We start from the raw sequence: 314 nt of genomic DNA, 5'->3' as shown, positions 1-314 counted from the left end.
GGGAACTCCAGGGAGACTGCCGGTGATAAACCGGAGGAAGGTGGGGACGACGTCAAGTCATCATGGCCCTTACGAGTAGGGCTACACACGTGCTACAATGGCGTATACAGAGGGCGGCCAACTTGCGAGAGTGAGCGAATCCCAGAAAGTACGTCGTAGTCCGGATTGGAGTCTGCAACTCGACTCCATGAAGTCGGAATCGCTAGTAATCGTGGATCAGAATGCCACGGTGAATACGTTCCCGGGCCTTGTACACACCGCCCGTCACACCATGGGAGTGGGCTGCACCAGAAGTAGATAGCTTAACCTTCGGG

At 55.7% G+C, this 314-nt stretch carries 1 rRNA gene; it reads left to right on the top strand.

What is annotated here, in order from left to right:
• Positions 1-314 (top strand): 16S ribosomal RNA (locus ACXAGQ_RS29090); the annotation flags it as partial.

It is taken from the genome of Photobacterium sp. ABD4_091 (genome assembly GCF_056160145.1).
This window is presented reverse-complemented; position numbering and strand designations above follow the sequence as displayed.